General features: G+C 50.4%; 15 protein-coding genes. 7 read left to right on the forward strand and 8 right to left on the reverse strand.

Translation table 11 applies throughout. From position 1 onward, the window contains the following. Both ACFR9U_RS15925 and ACFR9U_RS15930 read right to left on the reverse strand, forming a co-directional pair. Positions 1 to 285 (reverse strand): hypothetical protein (locus tag ACFR9U_RS15925; protein WP_379814734.1); only part of this gene is annotated, 285 nt, incomplete at its 3' end. Continuing rightward, on the reverse strand, positions 282 to 602 hold the full coding sequence (locus ACFR9U_RS15930; RefSeq protein WP_247381905.1) for a helix-turn-helix transcriptional regulator: 321 nt from the start codon (positions 600 to 602) through the stop codon (positions 282 to 284). The genes ACFR9U_RS15925 and ACFR9U_RS15930, both read right to left, overlap by 4 nt. A 1,435-nt stretch (positions 603 to 2,037) precedes the next feature. Between ACFR9U_RS15930 and ACFR9U_RS15935 the strand changes: the two genes are divergently transcribed. From ACFR9U_RS15935 to ACFR9U_RS15955, 5 genes are all read left to right on the forward strand, one after another. After that, a complete protein-coding gene (locus ACFR9U_RS15935; RefSeq protein ID WP_247381909.1) occupies positions 2,038 to 2,253 on the forward strand; it encodes a hypothetical protein in 216 nt (71 codons plus the stop codon). Positions 2,254 to 2,526: 273 nt separating this feature from the next. Further along, positions 2,527 to 3,207, forward strand: a complete 681-nt coding sequence (locus ACFR9U_RS15940; RefSeq protein WP_247381911.1) for a hypothetical protein — start codon at positions 2,527 to 2,529, stop codon at positions 3,205 to 3,207. A 27-nt stretch (positions 3,208 to 3,234) separates the two neighbouring features. Continuing rightward, the gene (locus tag ACFR9U_RS15945; protein WP_247381912.1) at positions 3,235 to 4,098 is read left to right on the forward strand and encodes a serine/threonine protein kinase; all 864 of its coding nucleotides are present in this window, start codon (positions 3,235 to 3,237) and stop codon (positions 4,096 to 4,098) included. Further along, positions 4,088 to 5,329 (forward strand): hypothetical protein, encoded by a 1,242-nt coding sequence (locus tag ACFR9U_RS15950; RefSeq protein WP_247381916.1) that lies wholly within the window; start codon positions 4,088 to 4,090, stop codon positions 5,327 to 5,329. The genes ACFR9U_RS15945 and ACFR9U_RS15950 overlap by 11 nt, the downstream gene beginning before the upstream one ends. Then, positions 5,329 to 6,015: a metallophosphoesterase family protein gene (locus tag ACFR9U_RS15955; protein ID WP_247381918.1), complete on the forward strand. Its 687-nt coding sequence runs from the start codon at positions 5,329 to 5,331 to the stop codon at positions 6,013 to 6,015. The genes ACFR9U_RS15950 and ACFR9U_RS15955 overlap by 1 nt, the downstream gene beginning before the upstream one ends. A 5-nt stretch (positions 6,016 to 6,020) precedes the next feature. Here the strand turns inward: ACFR9U_RS15955 and ACFR9U_RS15960 are convergent, their stop codons facing one another. Continuing rightward, positions 6,021 to 6,218 (reverse strand): cold shock domain-containing protein, encoded by a 198-nt coding sequence (locus tag ACFR9U_RS15960; RefSeq protein ID WP_247381921.1) that lies wholly within the window; start codon positions 6,216 to 6,218, stop codon positions 6,021 to 6,023. 640 nt (positions 6,219 to 6,858) lie between these two features. Here ACFR9U_RS15960 and ACFR9U_RS15965 point away from each other — a divergent pair. Next, positions 6,859 to 7,314, forward strand: a complete 456-nt coding sequence (locus tag ACFR9U_RS15965) for a helix-turn-helix transcriptional regulator (protein WP_247381924.1) — start codon at positions 6,859 to 6,861, stop codon at positions 7,312 to 7,314. Between the two features lie 6 nt (positions 7,315 to 7,320). On the opposite strand, the gene ACFR9U_RS15970 is transcribed toward ACFR9U_RS15965, so the two are convergent. The 5 genes from ACFR9U_RS15970 to ACFR9U_RS15990 form a co-directional block, all read right to left on the reverse strand. Beyond that, positions 7,321 to 8,112, reverse strand: a complete 792-nt coding sequence (locus ACFR9U_RS15970) for a DUF6338 family protein (protein WP_247381927.1) — start codon at positions 8,110 to 8,112, stop codon at positions 7,321 to 7,323. 225 nt (positions 8,113 to 8,337) lie between these two features. Then, positions 8,338 to 9,450 carry a hypothetical protein gene (locus ACFR9U_RS15975; protein ID WP_247381929.1) on the reverse strand — a complete coding sequence of 371 codons (1,113 nt, stop codon included), beginning with the start codon at positions 9,448 to 9,450 and terminating at the stop codon, positions 8,338 to 8,340. A gap of 431 nt (positions 9,451 to 9,881) precedes the next feature. Beyond that, the gene (locus ACFR9U_RS15980; protein ID WP_247381930.1) at positions 9,882 to 10,355 is read right to left on the reverse strand and encodes a hypothetical protein; all 474 of its coding nucleotides are present in this window, start codon (positions 10,353 to 10,355) and stop codon (positions 9,882 to 9,884) included. 1,201 nt (positions 10,356 to 11,556) lie between these two features. Next, positions 11,557 to 11,970, reverse strand: a complete 414-nt coding sequence (locus tag ACFR9U_RS15985; RefSeq protein WP_247381931.1) for a TRAM domain-containing protein — start codon at positions 11,968 to 11,970, stop codon at positions 11,557 to 11,559. A gap of 783 nt (positions 11,971 to 12,753) precedes the next feature. After that, positions 12,754 to 14,094 (reverse strand): hypothetical protein, encoded by a 1,341-nt coding sequence (locus ACFR9U_RS15990; RefSeq protein ID WP_247381933.1) that lies wholly within the window; start codon positions 14,092 to 14,094, stop codon positions 12,754 to 12,756. 169 nt (positions 14,095 to 14,263) lie between these two features. Here ACFR9U_RS15990 and ACFR9U_RS15995 point away from each other — a divergent pair, with 169 nt between their 5' ends. Beyond that, a complete protein-coding gene (locus ACFR9U_RS15995) occupies positions 14,264 to 14,719 on the forward strand; it encodes an RDD family protein (protein ID WP_247381934.1) in 456 nt (151 codons plus the stop codon). Positions 14,720 to 15,404: the final 685 nt, after the last annotated feature.

Consider the following 15,404-nt stretch of genomic DNA (forward strand, 5'->3'; position numbering starts at 1 on the left):
TTCCGGGTTCTCACGCTGGGCACGGGGGCCGGTTTTGCGTCGAATGAGTGTGCTTTGACACTCTGGACAGCGGTACCGCCAGGGGTCCTGGAAGGTCTCGCCCTGGGGGATTGAGCAGCCGCCGTCGGTGACGATTGGACACCCGTGTTCGTCCGGCGCTGTGAAGGCGGGTTTGTCGTGGGTGTCTTGGTCGTCGTCGAATTTGTCACTGCAACAGCGGAGTGCGTTTGCTTTGGTGGGGTGTTCTCGGTGACAGAGATCGCAGGTGTAGGACTCGCGGGTCATGCTGTCGCCTCCTGGGTGAGAATGGTGTCGAGTGACTGTGCGTGAGTAGTGAGGAGCGAGCGGCCCGCGTCGGTGAGGGTGTAGGTATTGGTGCGGGCGTCGAGTTCCTGTTTGGTGATGAGTTGTTGGGCGGCGAGTTCGTCCAGGTTCGGGTAGAGTTTGGTGTGGGTGACCTCCTCGTCGCGGATGGATTGGCACTCGCGTTTAATCGCGAGGCCGTAAGGGGAGTTGTCGCGGGTTTCGAGGCGGGCGATCGCGAGGAGGCAATCGCGCTGGAACCCACGGAGTTGGTGGTACTCAGTTGGTGGGCGCGTCATTGGTGCTCGCCTCCGGTTGCGGGGGTGTGGATGGGCATGGGCGGTGTCTGCTGAGGGGTGGTTGAGACTTGACCGGTGCAGGGGAGTTTCCGGATTTCCGGATTTCCGGAACCGATGGTATTCGTGATGTGCTGGGTGGTTTGCGAGCGAATCCGGGTTTCCGGGTTTCGGTGGTGGGTGTTGGTTCGCCTCTCTGTGTGGTTGGCGAGTGATGCGTCTGGTCGGTGGGAGGTTTCAAGCCCCCCGGTAGCATATGCGGGCATGGCTTCCGCTACTGGAGGCCTCACGCGGCGGTCCGGTGGAGCGGACCGTCGCACTAACTTCTACAAGCTGCCACGTGATGGCCTATCTCCGAGTATAATTTGCACGGCACTTAACTTTTGGCTATAGCAAAAAGAAATCGGTGGGCAATTTCATTGCCAATGGACTCAACGCACAGATGTGGCGCGTGGTCCTGATCCAGAGATTGACCCAATTAGCATACTCCGGGAGTTCATCATATCTTCAGATCCGGCATTCGTCCCATCAGAAATCGCCGAGTCATTGGACGTAACGACTGAAGGCGCTCGCTATCAGATGAACAAGCTCGTAGAATCCGGCTATTTGGATAAAAAGAAGCCAGGGAAGCGGACTGTGATGTACTGGATAACGGACGAAGGACTCCGGTATTATGCGACTGAGACAGCCGATGGGTGATCGGTTTCTGTCCACCATATCACCGTTCGAGTGCTAGGCTTTTTCTTGGATACCTGACCAGACTCTTTGAGCGATTCTAACCGCCCACGCATCCCTGCAGGCGTCATACCAACCATTTCGGCGATCTCACTCGTTGTGAAAGCTGGATCTGACGATTGCTTCATCTGTTGGATAATCTCTTCATCGGAAACTGTTCTCTTCCCCTGGGCCATACGGTTATTATCTTTGGCTATAGCAAAAGGTTTTATGGTGCTGGCGATATGTAGATATGAGTAGGAAGCGGGGCTCTACGGGCCAGAATCACGGAATGAATGATTGGCCCACCTGTTGGAGCAGGCGAGCCAAGCTTCCAAGGAAGCTAACGCATGACTCACTACGGAACTTCGAGAGAAAAGTCTGTTGCACAGCGAGCCGGCGTCATCGGCTACGACAACCGCGGTCGGTGCCACCGCTGGGACCCCGTTCGGGCTACCTTGTACGTCACCATCGACGGCGAGGTCGTTCACACTGAACAATTGTCCCGCCCAGCTGTCCGTCACTGGATTGAGTACGTGCGCGACGAGAAGTGCGGCTGGATCGACGAGTGGTGGCAGTGCGAAGATCTTGGTGAATCGAAACAACGCCACCGTGCCGCGAAAGCGCAAGCTGCGGATATTCGGTACAATCTGGCTGTCGAGAGCGCACCGCAGGAGGCCTCGGCATGAGCTGCCGTGTTGAGTCGCGTCATCGGGCGCACAATGTGGTCAACGAGCTGGAGTCGGTGCCCGCCGTGATCGGCGTCGACGTAGTCTCACCAAGCGTAGATCCGACCGATCGGTGGACGGTGGAGCTGACGTTACGGACTGACGGCCTTCCCGCCGTGGTGAACGGTATTCTCGGTGAATACGGGTTGACGCTTCGGCACGCCGGGCCGCGGGACGACTCGTGGCACGGGGTAGCTGTGGTCAATATGTAAAGTCTCGGCAATTTTTAAAGGGGGATCACCCAGATGCATTGTCTATACGACAACCCACGATCAGCGTGGAGACTGGGTATTTGGGGCATCACTATTATATCTGTGTATGAGGATGATATTAGAGGGGATTGAGACCATGAAATATATCCACGGGTCACTAGACAAGACAATCAAAAATGATTTGTTTCATTAAATAGCCATGTCTAGACATGGCATGGATTGGTTCAATAGAAAGGGCCTTTTGGTGGCTAAGTAATAATCAAATATAAGTATATGTTTGAGTCTGAAGAGGAATTGCGGAAAGTGGCATTACCAATCTTGACCGATAAACTCACCCACAAAGATGTCCATAGAAGAGAAGAATTTTCTTACAGTGGTGGGAGAACTGATATCGTTCTTAGCTATGTGTCAGACGCATATAAACGTAGGCGAGTACGCGAATTGGGTGTCGACATACCCATTGAAAATAAAAAACGTCTTAAAATATTTCTCCGGCTTCATAAAAAAGACGGGTACATACAACGTGATAACTTTATTGAACAGATAAGTCGAGAACCGCGGAAGATATCTAATGATCTGGATTGGTTAATTGATCATAATTTCGTAATAGAAGATAATGGACGAATTAGAACAAAACCGTATTTGAGACGGCATATTACAACCTCAATAGCAATTGAACTAAAACTCGGAAAATGGCAGCGTGCTTTTCGTCAGGCGTTACAGGGTAGAGCATATTCCGAATATCAATATGTCGTTCTTGATGAATCAAATATACATCGTGCACTTAAAGACCTGAGTCTTTTCAAGAAACACGAAGTAGGATTGATATCAATATCAAAGGAAGGTGATTTTGAGCACCATTATGAGCCTGAAAAACAATCTCCGTATTCTGAACTCAACGTGTGGCGTCTAAATGAAACAACGCTATTACCTTCAAATACCCTAGGGGTATAAGTTATAGCCGTGTGACGATTCTTGCATATGCGAGATCGTATTTCGCTAACGGATGCTCAACAGGAGTTACCCCGATTTAATATTGAAGAAAAAATCGCCTTTGGTGGTCAGAAAGATGTCTTTGTTGGAGAGTTTGAAGGAGACGAAGTAATTGTGAAAACAGTGGTGCTTGAAGAATTGCAGCACGTAAAACGTGCAGAATTAGAAGTTGAAGTGATGAACGACATCGACTCAGATATACTCGTAGATCTAAAAATGCATTTTCCTGATAAGATATCGAATCAGGAAGTGCTTGTTTTAGTAGAAGAGTTCGTCCCTGGAAAAACTCTACGTGATCATTTAGAGGAAAATGGACCCAGTATTGAATTAGGCATTCAGGTATTAAGTACGATATTACAAGTCTTAGGGGAATTCGAAGACAAAGAGTATGTTCACCGGGATATAAAGCCGGAAAATATCATGGTAGAGCCAGACGGGCAAATTAGACTTTTAGATGTCGGAGTTGTGAGGGCATTAGAGGGTTCTGATTTAACTCCAACTGACTGGGCACGATCTCCTGGAACGGTAGAATATTCCTCTCCAGAAATGCTGGCGAATAATAAGGAAATACAAAATGTTCGTACGGATTTCTTCTCACTCGGGATTGTGTTTTTTGAATGTGTAACTGGCATACATCCATTTGACATTGAGGAGTTCACTATTCAGGATGCAATAGAAAAAGGTGCTCATAGAAATTTGACAGACTATGTGGACCTTTCCGAAGAACTCGAAGAATTAGATAACTTTTATGAGCAAATGATTAGCACCAATCTGCATCGTCGTCATAGAACAGTTAATATCGCGCAAACTGACCTAAACCACATCATAGGAGGTACCTCTTATGCTATTTGATGAGCCAACCTACTTGATTCAGTTCGGATATTCGGGGCAGACGCTAGTGAAGCGGGCAATGGAGGGCGACTATGCAGATGGGGTAATAATGAGCCCTTCAGACTACGAATATGGGGATACAAAATCTCTGGGAAGAGACGTAAACCGACAAGATGGGATCGTTCTTTTCGATCCACAGTATTATATTCCGCGGACTGAACGTCCAGCTTCAGATACCTATCCATATTTCCAAGACAGCGGTGGTAATGACTTTGAAACAGTTGTGGTCACAAACCCACAAAATCGGCGTGAGCTCTGTGAGAAGATTTGGGAAGTTCAAAATGAAATTGATGTTGACGCGTATATTGCTCCTGCACGTTTCTTGGACACATTTTCAGATTCAAAATTATATCGATGGCAATTGTTAACCAAGACCTTCCTGAAGGTTGTCGAAGATAATGACCCGGACTCTCAGGTATTTGCTTCACTCCCAGTGGATGGAGCTAGTATAAAGGATGACGAACAGCGGACAAAACTATTAGACTACATTACCAAAATAGATCTTGCTGGATTCTATGTATCAGTACAGTATCCGCGTTACCGGCGAAATCCCTTATTTGGCATGGAACAGGTGAAGTCATATCTTGATCTTCTTAAAAACCTCCGGTACAATTGGTATGACATTATTCTTGGCCATTCTGATCAGATAGCTCATTTAGCATTTGGTCTTGGAATTAATGCGTTTGCCTCAGGCCATTATAAGAACACTCGGGCATTTGACACAGACCGTTGGATACCACAAGACAACGGTGGAGGGTCTGCAGGTGTGTACTGGTATTATTCAGATCCATTAATGGAGGAGATGCAGGTTGAACAGGATCTTCAAGCATTATACAGCAACGGATTCTCTCTTGATAAGCTAAGAATTAAGAACCCAACATCTCCCTTTGAGCAAGAATTATTCAATGGGGAACCAGAGGATGCAGAATGGACGTATAAAAATGATTCTTGGGATCATTATATCTGGTCATGTCACCAGATCGCCAAAGAATATACTGGCCTGACCTTAGACGAGCGAGTAGATTTAGTAAAGCAGAATCTTAGGAATGCTGCCGAGGTTTATTCAGATGTCGAAGAAGCGGTGGGTCCGAGAGAGAACATACAGTCGGATATCTACCAAGATTGGATGACTGCCTTTGATCTTACTTTGTCAAAACGAGACATGAACGTTATCAAGCGCGTAATGCCATAATGAAAATTGGAGCAATATCAGACATTCACTCAAATTGGGTTGCTCTTAATCAGGTTTTAAACCAACCAAATATAAATAAAGTTTCAGATACGTATTGTGCAGGTGATCTTGTCGGCTACTACGCCCAACCAAATGAGGTTATTGCTCGAATACGTAAAGAAAAAATCTGTTCTGTAAAGGGGAATCATGATGCGGCAGTAGTAAATTCTACGCCATCCAGTTTCTCTATTCACGCAAAAAGGGCGATTGATTGGAATCGTCGTAATTTATTTAATGATAATATGGATTATTTATCATCACTTCCGACCCAGATTAGAAAATTCGTAAACGATCGCGACCTTCTAATTGTCCATGGGTCTCCCAAGAATCCATTGTCAGAATATATCTATGAAAGAGATATCGATGAACTATTTCTTGAGTTCTACTTTGATCTACCTCCAGACGTAATTGTACTTGGCCACACTCATAGGCCGTTCGTCAAAAAGGTAAATAATACTCTCATTGTCAACCCAGGCAGTGTAGGCCAACCAAGAGACAAAGATCCCAGAGCGTCCTATGCTACAATCAATTTAAACGAATTGAGTGCCAAGATTCATAGGGTCGAATACGACATAAATAAAATAGCTGAGAAAACTGCTAAAGAACTCCCCCGTGCTTTGAGCGACAGGTTATATGAAGGACGATAAACCTGTTACTGTGAATCCTCGATATTATATGCTCTCATTCCCCAGTCTGTTTTATCCACTTCAAAAGTGACATCCTGTCCAATTTCAGGGATTTCTTCCTCATAATCCTCAAAATGGAAGTATACTGGGCCTTCATTATCTTCATATGATATATAACCGTAACATTTTCTATTGTGTGTATTTGCAATTTGTCCAGATTGCATAAAGCATTCCTCAATGTATTGTTATAACTCGGGCATTTATAAATTATATGCCTGAACCAATTCACGCTGCTGCTCACAGGGTGACGGCATGAGCCTAAGTTGTATCAAAAGAACAAACTGAAACAGATCTACCTTGTCCAACGACGGGCCACCCGCTACGACAATCTCGACGTCCACTCCTGGCCCGACGACCAACTGATTAACGCCACAAGTGGCCAGTTCCAGCAACAACTGCGTGCCATGCAACAGGCCGTCTCACCAGAGCGGTTCGGCAGTTACTCGGCGACACCTGATAGCTCCCAAGCAGCGCTCACAACAGAGCCAGAATCCGTAGAGAACCTGCTCTAACAACTATATTCCACGAAACAACTCCTGTTAGCTATGAGGTCCCGCAACCAGACAGAAACGCTCTCCATCCCTTCGGTGGACAACAGGAGCAGTGCCACTGGGAGGGGTGTGTTGTTACCACACTTTCAGTCACCATTGGCAGTGAGGGCGTCCATCCTGTGCAGTTGTCTTGGTCTGCGGTGAGAGATCGGATCCAGAATGTACGCGTAAATTGACTCCACAGTTGATGATGAAGCCACAAGCCTTACCCGTTGGCCATATAATCTTATCGTGAACCACGGACCTTACAGCCATGGCCGATGTCTTACTTCCGCTCGCACTCCTCTACGCGGATAGAAGCCGTCAGATTGAGGGTGCAACGCGGTTCCAAAAGCTCGCGTTTCTCACGCAGAAAGAGGGCGACATTGGAGAACGGCATGAATTCAAGGCTGACAAATATGGTCCCTTTTCGCCAACACTGGCGGGCGCACTAAAGACACTGGAAACAAAGGGCTATCTACAGCGCGATATCAGAACGACGCAAAAAGGGAACGAAGAATACATCTACAGCCTAACTAACAAAGGTCGACGAGCTATTCAAAACCTGAGACAAGACGAGGAGCGAGACATCGATTCAATACTTGATGCTGCACAGCAGATCAAGCAAAGCAATAACAATGTACCACTTGACCGGCTCCTACGATATGTATATAAAAAATTCCCAGAGTACACAAGTGAGAGCGAACTAGACCTAGCTGACGAGATCTAGGTCAAGCTACTCACCGTCTATCCCTTCATCCTTTGACTGATCTGTGGTGTCCTCATTCTCGAATTCGTCGATGTTTTCATTTAGAATATCTCGGAGCTGGTTTTCCATCTGTTCCATTGTTTCATCGGACACATCAACGGCTTCTGTTCGCTCTGAGTCAGGGTCTTCCTTTGTGAACACTACATGAGAAATGGCTGAATCTTGAATCAAGAGACTGCGGCCGAGGTCTGATTCATCCTCACCGTCGGCTTCCTCGACGACTTCGTATGGCTCTTCTAGATAGAGATCGCGCTGATCAGCGTCCCATGCTTTTTTGATGAACTCACCACGGAGAATAGTCCCATCTTCCAGATATACGTCGAGGCTCTCACCGTCAAATGTGCCTTCGTCAAAGGCGTAGTGCCACGGTTCTCTCCGGTCAAGGGGGTCATCATTCCAGCTATCGTATAATTTCCCCATTGCTACACCGCCCCCCAGTGTCAGCATCAAATGTGTCATATATAATATTACGATATCAGCAAGTCCCAGACCCGTGAGCGTATTGATGTCCACCAGCCCTAATCTGTCCACCAGAGTTGTAGCAAGCTCGTTTGTGTGAGTGAGGTACAGACCAGACGTAAAATAGAGTATGCTAAGAGAAAGCAGACTGACAAACGTACTCCAGGTAATCCACTGAGTCCGACTTGGTGATGGGTTGCGCTGGCCAAATCGAAAGAGAAGTTGTAATCCTACAAGACCCGGCGCTAATAGAAGCAAAATAACAAGAAGGCTAACAGGAACCGAAGTAGGCGATGCCATTCGTTCTAACTGATGTCAGTCAGGAGTTAATGAAAATAGTTGCCATTGGATAGATACGAGAGTGTTCCATTGGGGGTTAAGCAATCCATCCCCCACTCGTCCATACTCGCTTTCAGGTTGCTATTTTTGCTTGCCAACTATCTGTCACGCTGACATAACTTTGGCGGTTAGTAGCTTCCGTCGCCGCTACTCTGTCCCTACCCAACTACAGGAACCAATCCATTGCTACAGGTCTATCAACGAAATCTCAGCTGGCACTGCCGACTCCGAAATACGGCCCGTCTCTATATTCCACAGCCAGTCGTATAGCTCATCACAGTTCTGACACCGTCGATCCGCGTTCGCTGCAGGCATATAATGACCACACTCGTGGCATTGCACGTCGTCAAATGGAGTCTGTGGCCGCTCAACAGAAACATCTCTTTCACGCTGCAAGCCTCGACCTGCACGCCACCACAATCGCCACTGATCTTCCCCAATCAAAGGCGCGAAATCGATCTCAACCTGGGCTGCGCCATCACCTCTAACCCTGTCAATATATGATTGCGCTCGAATTCTCTCTTTCCCGTCATGGCGCCCCTCACCAGTTCCGTGGACTATCTTAAGCCAGTCAGTCTCACGCCACAGTCGGCCGGCCTGCTCGTCATACCACTCTGGTGGTAATGTCGCTGGCACCTTCGCATATGGCCAGATATCCGTGTAATCTTCAGACTCATCGAACAATGATTTCCACGTTCGTGACCGCCAGAGCCACAAGGCAACATCGTCATTCCAATCAGGGGGTAGCGTCGCTGGAACTTGACCCACTGGCTCGTCGTCAACTTCCACGAAGTCACGTAGGCCGATCTTCGCCAGGGGATCGTCGATACAAAACTCGTACTCAGGCCACGCAACACGCTCTGGAACAGCCCATGGCCAAACCGCGTCACGGGCGCGTTTTCTAATATCAGCTTCTGTGAGCCGACAGCGATCCGCAGCAAAATCTGCTTCAGTTGCCCAGACTGTGGCAAATCCTTGAGCGTAGTAGTCCTGAGCCGTCCCACGCTTGTCTTTTGACTCGTTTTTGTGTTGGACCTCTATTATAACACCCTTCCCAAGTTGCTGATCCGGCGATTCAAACACAATCGCAGCGTCGGCGTCCCGGCGTTGTTTCTCGGTTCGCGGTGCATCGAGTCGATACTCCATTTCGCAGTGGTCGATTTGACCAGCAAAGACATGTTCAAGCTGATCCGCCGCAAGTGATTTCCACTTCGCATGCTTGTCAGATTCAGCAACCGAGGAACACGCTCCACCACCGCCAGCAGTACCGCCACCACCGCCACTGTTCCCGATGTGCATGAAGTGTCTGGCCCGACCATCCGATGATCGCTTACGTACGACCATTTCGCTTTCACATGTCGGACACGTCACTTTGGTCTGTTCTGGAACCTGGCGTGGCGGTTTCTTGTCGCCATCGTGGATAGCCATCCACGGCATCTATAAGAACCAAATTTGGTAGCGAACTTAAACCATAGCCTGCCGTGTTGAAAGTGGTTAGCACCCAATAGAGTACGATCACATCCATCAGCGGCCAATACCTCTACAGCAAATTTGCTAACCAATAAAACGGTGTGAATGAGGGCGTCTGTTGGTTAGTGGTCCGTACCCCTTACCACTCCGACAACAGTCGTGCAGTCCCAAACACAGCCCCTGACTCCTTCTCAAGACAATCACCACCACTGTAGTTAGAAAAATAAGCACCAATATTCGGAGGAAAGGGCACCGAGAGCCTACGGTGACAGCGATTTATCGCTGTAACAATTGAACCCGCCGGTAGTCGTCTGGACTGTTCCACCGCTTCCGTTGTAAACCACGACTCGATACCAGCTGTGCTGTGGGGCCTCACCGATGTTGACGACGAATGGAATCTCCCCGTCACTAACCTGGGAAACTTCCATTTTGTTCATCGAGAAGCTGTCTTCTCGAACGGGGATATCGTACTCAAGATCACCGCTTCGATCATAGACGGCGATGCGGCTCACATTGAATCGGTCGAGTTGCTCAGGGATGGCCGGGACAACGAGATACACTGATTCATCATGGCCGGTCGCTGTAAACCCACTAATCACAGCCTCACCGTCAGACCTGGTTTCCGATGAACAGCGGATCGTGGCAGGCTCCCCGAAGAGCGCTGTACATCCCGTTAACGAAAGGACCACACAGAGGAGAACTGCGGTTGTTACCGCGTTCTTGTTGGAGGCCACACAATTTCCGCTTGTGGCCCTCCGTCTGAAGAAGATATCGAAACTGTATCTGTTGCGGATCCGTCGCCACCATCATCACTATTCGAGAACTGAGTCGGGCCTGCTCGTCGATTTTCCACCAGCGTGTCATAGAAGCATCCACAGAAATTTACTACGTCATAACCCGGCTTGCGAAGTGTTGAATTAGATATGATTGTAGAATACCGTGCAAGGTCATGTACTGGTCAGACCTTTGTTTTTAAATTCCAATGAGCAAGATGATCGATCATGAACCGGGCTGCATTGTACACGATGATTGTTGGATTATCTCTTTGTCTTGCAGTTTCAGGAACCAGTGCCTCTGGCGTTTCTGTGTCGACCGTGCTCCAATTTCTCGGTGGATTACTTGCTGTCGGCGCTGGCGGAGTTCTCCTGAGAGATGCATTCGCGCAGTCGACAACTGGTGAGTGAGCGCGTTATACTGAGCGTTGAACCTCTTCTCTCCCTTCCCTGTAACGCGCCGCTGGATCGTTTGCATCGGCTCACTCCCGTCGACAGCCACACCGAGATTGGCTTCGACCACCCACACGGCCAGCCCAAATCGTGAAGCCAACCCACAAGCCGTCAGACGGACATCTGACGGGGTATTAAGCCTTCTGACCGAGATCATCCACGTGGAGTGCCCCCCGATCTGCTGTGAAGGCTCCAACCCCACCCATCCTACGGCACTCCCCTCCTACAGTGACGTGACTGCATGTGAGTCGCGACTCATGATCGTGGCCGTCGACGCGATCGCGTCCCGCGCCGAGCTGGCGCTTCCTCATATTGGGTCACGCCGGTGGCACGGTGCTTGCATCAGTGATGTGAGTTTTTCATCGACCCCCAGGGGGTGCAGGGGGTATTGGCGGTCGACGAAAATGATGAAGTGAGATCGGTGTATAGACCCAGGTAAGGCCGGTGAATCGGCCATGGTTTCAGACGGACCCTTGATGGGTTGAAGCTCGCGGTCCTCCGGGTCGAGTTCGTCGGCTGCAGTGGTTTCAGCAGAACCCATGAGGGATTGAAGCGATCGTGGCGTCGCCGTGCTCGACGAAGACGGTCAGAGTTTCAGCAATACCCACCATGGGATTGAAACAAACCCCTCTCTGTTGTCCAGATCGAGTAGAACACACAACAGTCCCGAGACCACAGCCGTCCACACAACAAGCCACAACCCCCCGAATCAGACCGAGCGACTAGCACGCCCGATCACGTCGGCAAACGCGACTGTCTCCCGGACGTCCGTAATTTCAACAATAACCCGTTCGCCCCGTTTGGTCTCGGGGACGATGACGACAAAGCCCTGGTCAACACGAGCGAGCCCGTCGCCCTGGTCGCCAAGCTCTTCGATTTCGACAGTGCGTTGTTCACCTTCGGTAACTGGTGGCCCCGACGGCTCACGTTCACGCTTTGGTTCAGCGTCAGTATCCTCACTCTCACCGTCCGACGGCGAGGAAAACACAGCCACACGGCACGTCTCGCCGTGCTGAAGGTCACCGAGGCGAACTTCTTGCTCTGGTACCTCAACGACGTACGATCCATCTCGTTGCTCGACAGTGGCAGAAAACAGACAGTGAAGTTGGTCGGGAAGTTCCATCAGTTGCTTGCGCGAGATACACAAGCGAAAACACTTGACTCTACTGTTCAAGAACGTTTGGAAATCACCCAGACGAAGATTTCGTACTGTCCACGGAGGCGATTGACACAGAACAACAGCAACTGGCTGCACACTGTGTGTGCGAACAGATTGTCCTGCTCACGACACACCTGACGTTCTGGGAGGGATTGTGACCTACCAGAGGGGAGTGTATTCGTCGGCTCTTGGCTCGCAACCACGGCACTAGCGATTACAAGTACCCCCACCACGGGGAGGATGTACATCCAGAGGACGGCCTGCCAGAAGCCCACCAAGAGGAGCCCACACGCACTGGCAGCGACCATCCATTCACGTTGGTAGACGACCCCAGCCACCCCCAACACTGGCAGCCCGCCAAGACCCGCGAAAAACGCCACTCGCATCCACGTGAATCCAGGCTGAACGAGATAGCCAGACCCCACTCAACGCGAACCCAATCCACATAGAGAACCCCAGACACCCCCTAACCCCAACAGACAGTTACAAACGGACCCTTGATGGGTTGAAGCATCCACGGGCAGCAAGCCCCGAAGCTTGACAGTAGTTTCAGATGGGCCCTTGAGGAATAGAAACGTATGCTCCTGCTCGACGAGGACACCGAGCACATGGGGTTTCAAACAGGACTGTGGCACGGCGTCGCCATCGTCGATCGGTAGTCTCGGCAGTTGTGGCCAAGTACATATCGCGGAATTATCCTTGTCGCTGCATCTGCTATTCGCACAGAAGTCCATTAGTGAGGGCTGTTTACGGGACGTCCTCTCGGGCAATCTCACCGGAAACACCATCTATGGTTGCAGTGACCACAACTTCGTCACCGCCAGAAGCGGCATACACTGTAAGGTACGAAACGCTCCTTGGAGTCGTCGTCGACGTTTCGCTGCCACTCTCTAATGCTCGTATAGTCACTTTGTCAGCGTCAAACTCTTTGACGAAGTTGACGCGGACAAGATCCTGCTCTGCTCTATGCGAAAATTCGATTGCGTTGTCTGGGATCGCCTCGGATATCTTCTCGGGTTGGTTGTTACTGCTCTGCACCGTTGGCTCCGCTGTCGTTTCCGCTGACTGAACGACATCAACGTCAAGGTCGTCTTCCGAGAGCGTGGTTGTCACTGACAAACGGTTTCCGTTGATAGAGAGTGAACCCTGCTTTTTCGACATTCCGAATTGGGCTTTGAGTTGGGCCCGTGACATTCGCTCAACGTCATCGCTTTGGAGTGCGAGATCTGTTCTGATCTTTCGGCTTTCCGGAGCGAACGTCAACGATGAGAATACGTCGACTTGCTGTGTCACGATGTCGGTCACGAGACTGGGGTCTTCACTTTCCCAGTAGTAATCAGCGAGTTGAACAGGGCCGTCCCAGCCAACCAGGAGATCACCTGACCCAACAGTGTTCGATAACCACTCGTAGGTATCGTTGTCGTCGACGGCGCGATTGCGGTTGCCACGCCACGTTTCGATGGCTGTCCGGACTTTCGATCGAGTATCGGCTACGATCACCCCCGAGTCACTGAGTGCAACGGCGGCGTCAACGTCTGTCGACGGTTCGTATATCGTGAACTCGCCTGTTTCACTGACGGTCTCGTGGTTAATTTCGCCAAAGGCCCCTTCCCTGCCGTTTCGTAGCGATTTGTCGGCTCTGGCCACATCTATCTCGCCGGTCCCAATAGTCGTCTGGTTAGCGATAAGCAACTCCGTGACCCCTTCTGATGGCGTTTGTAAATCAATGAGATAGCCCAGCCCTGAAACCACCAGTGAGAGGGCGGAGGTGGCGATCACCTGTCCGCCGGTTTTCAGCGGTAGCTTCAACAACGGGTCATCTATTTCATCAAGGCCAGACAGATTGGGTGTGAATTGTGCGGAAGTCGTGTCATCGCTAGATGGTAAAATCAGTGGGAGAACAGGATCAATCTTTGAGGTCTTTGCCGAGACGGTAAGATCGATATAGCCAGTGAGCGTCGACCCAGCGGTCGCCGGAATCCACTCCGTGTACGATGGGGTCTGGTTTGTTCTCCAGCAACCCGCGAGTGCAGCTGCTGTGGCTGTCGTACCGAGCTCGATGAATCGACGCCGGTTGAGGAAGGGCATAGTGGAGGGTGAATAGCAGGGGTGCGATCTGGCCGCGCTTCTCAACTGGGAGGCCACAGTCCACAGTCATAAAATGTGTCGACTCAGCCAGTATGAATCAGTTCGAATAGTGTTTCTCGCCAAGAAACACGTCGTCTGAGCTTTATCTATTGCCCGTCAACGATCGACTATGACGGACATAGGAGGTCCACAGCGATGTGGAGTCGGTATCCGTGGTGTATCGATCGTGATCGACTCGTTCGTCTGGTTTGGGCTGTTCATTGTCGCGACGCTTTCTGTCGCGGTTGCGACTGGCCAGCTCGAAACGACAGTAAACGGTGCGGACGCAACTCTCAGTGGGTCAGCCGGAACGGCGGCTTTCGGGCTGTGGCTCGCATTCGGGATTGGATATCACACGCTGCTCGAGTGGCGGTTCGGGAAGACCCTCGGAAAGTACCTCGTGGGAATCAGAGCTGTCGAAGATGATGGTTCGCCCCTTTCGCTGCGCTCGTCGATAGTCCGGAACGTGTTTCGACTTGTTGACTTCCTACCCATTTGGTATCTTGTTGGCATCGTCGGGATCTACCTCTCTGACGGGAACAAACGCATAGGCGATCAGTTCGGGGGCACTGCTGTCGTCCGTTGACGGAACGTCGATCGAGCCTGTATTCTACGCTGTTCCCAAAGTAGGTCTCGAATCAGACACTGACCCAGGCCAACAGCACACAGCTATCGCGTGTTCAGGTTATTCGAAACATCCGCAGTAGCCAGTGGGCAAACAAGTCATGGTAACGTCCGACGGGAAGTCAACCGTCGTGGCCGGCATTCTCAGTAAACACAGGTTGTTGCAAAGGGACCCAGCCCCGCAAGGAATGAGCTGTTATAGCGTGGCGGTCGTCGACTGGTTGCGCAACTCGACTATCGCTTTTGGCGGGACGACTCAGGAGTTAGGTACTCAGGACACCCAATGTGACGAGTTGTCAGTGATTACAGAACATTGAGATACTGCAGACCGGCAATCAGTAGGATGGCAGCGATCAGTACGAGTTTCATCACCCATGGTGGGACGTCTTTCCGGATTCGAAAGGCCCAGTCCATACGGGTCAATGAGTCGTTCAGTTATTATATCCCCAAGCCGGGTTTCTGGTTATGAAACAGGCCCGAACCGTCGGCTACGTAGCTGAAGTTGAGACTACAGTGGATTTAGCGGGCCTGTGATGCGCGAATTTGACCGATTCGGTCAGCGGAAACTGCTCCAGATTACTCTCCAAGCGGCCATTCTTGTCAAACCTTCAACCGTATGGGCAAATTTTTCAGACGTCCAATAGTGT

It is taken from the genome of Halorientalis brevis, assembly GCF_042678165.1.
Classification (GTDB): domain Archaea; phylum Halobacteriota; class Halobacteria; order Halobacteriales; family Haloarculaceae; genus Halorientalis; species Halorientalis brevis.

Bases quoted from the DNA above. Each gene is read 5' to 3' on its own strand.
- ACFR9U_RS15990 (WP_247381933.1), bottom strand. From the start codon at position 14,094: ATGCCCTTCCTCAACCGGCGTCGATTCATCGAGCTCGGTACGACAGCC.
- ACFR9U_RS15960 (WP_247381921.1), bottom strand. From the start codon at position 6,218: ATGCAATCTGGACAAATTGCAAATACACACAATAGAAAATGTTACGGT.
- ACFR9U_RS15930 (WP_247381905.1), bottom strand. From the start codon at position 602: ATGACGCGCCCACCAACTGAGTACCACCAACTCCGTGGGTTCCAGCGC.
- ACFR9U_RS15985 (WP_247381931.1), bottom strand. From the start codon at position 11,970: ATGGAACTTCCCGACCAACTTCACTGTCTGTTTTCTGCCACTGTCGAG.
- ACFR9U_RS15945 (WP_247381912.1), top strand. From the start codon at position 3,235: ATGCGAGATCGTATTTCGCTAACGGATGCTCAACAGGAGTTACCCCGA.
- ACFR9U_RS15970 (WP_247381927.1), bottom strand. From the start codon at position 8,112: ATGGCATCGCCTACTTCGGTTCCTGTTAGCCTTCTTGTTATTTTGCTT.
- ACFR9U_RS15940 (WP_247381911.1), top strand. From the start codon at position 2,527: ATGTTTGAGTCTGAAGAGGAATTGCGGAAAGTGGCATTACCAATCTTG.
- ACFR9U_RS15950 (WP_247381916.1), top strand. From the start codon at position 4,088: ATGCTATTTGATGAGCCAACCTACTTGATTCAGTTCGGATATTCGGGG.
- ACFR9U_RS15955 (WP_247381918.1), top strand. From the start codon at position 5,329: ATGAAAATTGGAGCAATATCAGACATTCACTCAAATTGGGTTGCTCTT.
- ACFR9U_RS15975 (WP_247381929.1), bottom strand. From the start codon at position 9,450: ATGCACATCGGGAACAGTGGCGGTGGTGGCGGTACTGCTGGCGGTGGT.
- ACFR9U_RS15995 (WP_247381934.1), top strand. From the start codon at position 14,264: ATGACGGACATAGGAGGTCCACAGCGATGTGGAGTCGGTATCCGTGGT.
- ACFR9U_RS15965 (WP_247381924.1), top strand. From the start codon at position 6,859: ATGGCCGATGTCTTACTTCCGCTCGCACTCCTCTACGCGGATAGAAGC.